Here is a 2,553-nt window from a genome sequence, read left to right as displayed (position 1 = left end):
CGGGCGCGAACCCCGCCCGCCTCGGTCTGCTCCGGCAGGCCGGGTTCGCGCCCGAGGTGATCGTCAGCGGGGTGGACGAGGACGCGCTGAGCGCCCCGACACCCGCCGAGCTGGCACTGGTGCTGGCCGAGGCCAAGGCCGCGGCCGTGGCCGGGCTCGCGGAGGTCGCGGGGGCCCTGGTCATCGGCTGCGACTCGGTGCTCGAACTCGACGGCGAGGCGCTGGGCAAACCGGCCGACGCCGAGGACGCCACGGCCCGCTGGAAGTCCATGCGGGGCCGGTCCGGGGTGCTGCGGACCGGTCACAGCCTGACCGACACCGCGACCGGACGGACGGTCTCCGAGACCGCGTCCACGACGGTCCGCTTCGGTGAGCCGACGGACGCCGAGATCGCCGCCTACGTGGCCTCCGGCGAACCGCTCCACGTGGCGGGCGCCTTCACCCTCGACGGGCGCTCGGCGCCGTTCGTGGACTCCATCGACGGCGACCCGGGCAACGTCATCGGGCTCTCGCTGCCGCTGCTGCGGCGGCTGCTGGGCGAGCTGGGCATCCCGGTCACCGACCTCTGGGTCTGAGCGGGCCCGTCCGGTCAGGCCGGGGCCGGAGCCGCCGGCTTCTCGGTACCCGCCCCGGCGGCCGGCTCCTCGCGGTCCGCGCCGTACGCCACCAGCGTCAGCACGATCAGGCCGAGCACCACCATCATGAACGCGAACGCGGCCCAGCCGACCAGCCCCACCGTGAGCGCGCCCAGCACCCCGTGGATGACGGCGCAGCAGATGAGGACGATCCGGGCGATCCGGCCCGGGGCCCGGTCGCGGATGCCGCTCAGCAGGATCAGCACACCGCACAGCAGCAGGAACAGTCCAAAGACCCCGCCCGTCGCCCAGGTGCCGTTGGCCATGACGCCGGGATCCATTCCCGCCAGGGACATGTCCTGGTTCTTGACGAACGTCGCCATGACGCCGTTGATGATCACGATGCCCACGGCTTCCGCGAACAGCACGATCGCGGCTATGAAGGCCACCGGCCTGCGCACCATGGCGCTCACCCCCTGTTACCTGCAGTACGTGCGATAGCGCGGACCCTACTAATCGGTAATGCTCCGTACAAGAGGTTCGGCGGCGTTCGCGCCCCGGTTCGACTCCGCGACAGACCCCCGTCGCGGGGGGCGGCCGGGCGTCTGGCAAAGAATCGCGCAGCGGTTAGTAGGAATCACACAAAGAAACACCTGGCGTCGCTGCCCGTACCGACAGAGACCTGGACCACACCTCGTGGCTACTGTGCGGTTATGGATCCCGGCGTACCGTGGTGCCACAAGGGATTTCGCGACTTGAGCAGGCCTCGAATCACACTCCGTGTGGGCAAGCTCACCATTGGGGACGGGTCGTAGGGCCGTGTCGGTAGTCCCTAAACTCAGCTTGTTTCAAGGAGGGAGCCATCGTGCGCAAGGTGCTCATCGCCAACCGTGGCGAAATTGCTGTCCGTGTTGCCCGCGCTTGCCGGGATGCGGGAATCGGGAGCGTGGCCGTCTACGCAGACCCGGACCGCGACGCTCTGCATGTGCGTGCGGCCGACGAGGCATTCGCGCTGGGCGGTGACACCCCGGCCGCCAGCTATCTGGACATGGCCAAGGTGCTCCAGGCTGCCAAGGACTCCGGGGCGGACGCGATCCACCCGGGTTACGGATTCCTCTCGGAGAACGCCGAGTTCGCCCAGGCCGTGCTGGACGCCGGACTGACGTGGATCGGCCCGCCGCCGCAGGCGATCCGGGACCTCGGCGACAAGGTCGCCGCCCGCCACATCGCCCAGCGTGCAGGTGCCCCGCTCGTCGCCGGCACCCCGGACCCGGTCGGGGGTTCCGCCGAGGTCGTCGCCTTCGCCGAGGAGAACGGGCTGCCGATCGCGATCAAGGCCGCCTTCGGCGGTGGCGGGCGCGGGCTGAAGGTCGCCCGCACCCTGGAGGAGATCCCGGAGCTGTACGACTCCGCGGTCCGTGAGGCCGTCGCCGCGTTCGGGCGCGGGGAGTGCTTCGTGGAGCGCTACCTCGACAAGCCGCGGCACGTGGAGACCCAGTGCCTGGCCGACTCCCACGGCAACGTGGTCGTCGTCTCCACCCGTGACTGCTCGCTCCAGCGCCGGCACCAGAAGCTGGTCGAGGAGGCCCCGGCACCGTTCCTGTCCGAGGCGCAGAACGCCGAGCTGTACGCGGCGTCGAAGGCGATCCTGAAGGAGGCCGGTTACGTCGGCGCCGGCACGGTCGAGTTCCTCGTCGGCACGGACGGCACGATCTCCTTCCTGGAGGTCAACACCCGCCTCCAGGTCGAGCACCCGGTCACCGAGGAGGTCACCGGCCTCGACCTCGTGCGCGAGATGTTCCGCATCGCCGACGGCGAGGAGCTGGGCTACGACGACCCGGCCGTGCGCGGCCACTCCTTCGAGTTCCGGATCAACGGCGAGGACCCGGGCCGCGGCTTCCTGCCCGCCCCCGGCACCGTCACCGTGTTCGCCCCGCCGTCCGGCCCCGGTGTCCGCCTCGACGCGGGCGTCGAGTCC

3 protein-coding genes are annotated in these 2,553 nt (G+C 70.9%); 2 read left to right on the top strand and 1 reads right to left on the bottom strand.

Translation table 11 applies throughout. The features are described 5' to 3' along the window. Positions 1-575, top strand: a 575-nt coding sequence (locus J1C73_RS26590) for a Maf family protein (RefSeq protein ID WP_207318609.1), incomplete at its 5' end; no start/stop codon positions are given. A 14-nt stretch (positions 576-589) separates the two neighbouring features. Here the strand turns inward: J1C73_RS26590 and J1C73_RS26585 are convergent. Next, entirely contained in the window at positions 590-1,039 is a 450-nt protein-coding gene (locus J1C73_RS26585; protein ID WP_207318610.1) for a hypothetical protein, read from the bottom strand. A 401-nt stretch (positions 1,040-1,440) separates the two neighbouring features. Between J1C73_RS26585 and J1C73_RS26580 the strand changes: the two genes are divergently transcribed. Beyond that, positions 1,441-2,553 (top strand): acetyl-CoA carboxylase biotin carboxylase subunit (locus J1C73_RS26580; RefSeq protein WP_207318608.1); only part of this gene is annotated, 1,113 nt, incomplete at its 3' end.

Origin of the sequence: Streptomyces laculatispora (assembly GCF_017353455.1) — a bacterium.
In the GTDB taxonomy this organism is placed as follows: domain Bacteria; phylum Actinomycetota; class Actinomycetes; order Streptomycetales; family Streptomycetaceae; genus Streptomyces; species Streptomyces laculatispora.
Note: the sequence above shows the minus strand (reverse complement) of the source record. Positions and strands in the feature narration are given on the sequence as shown.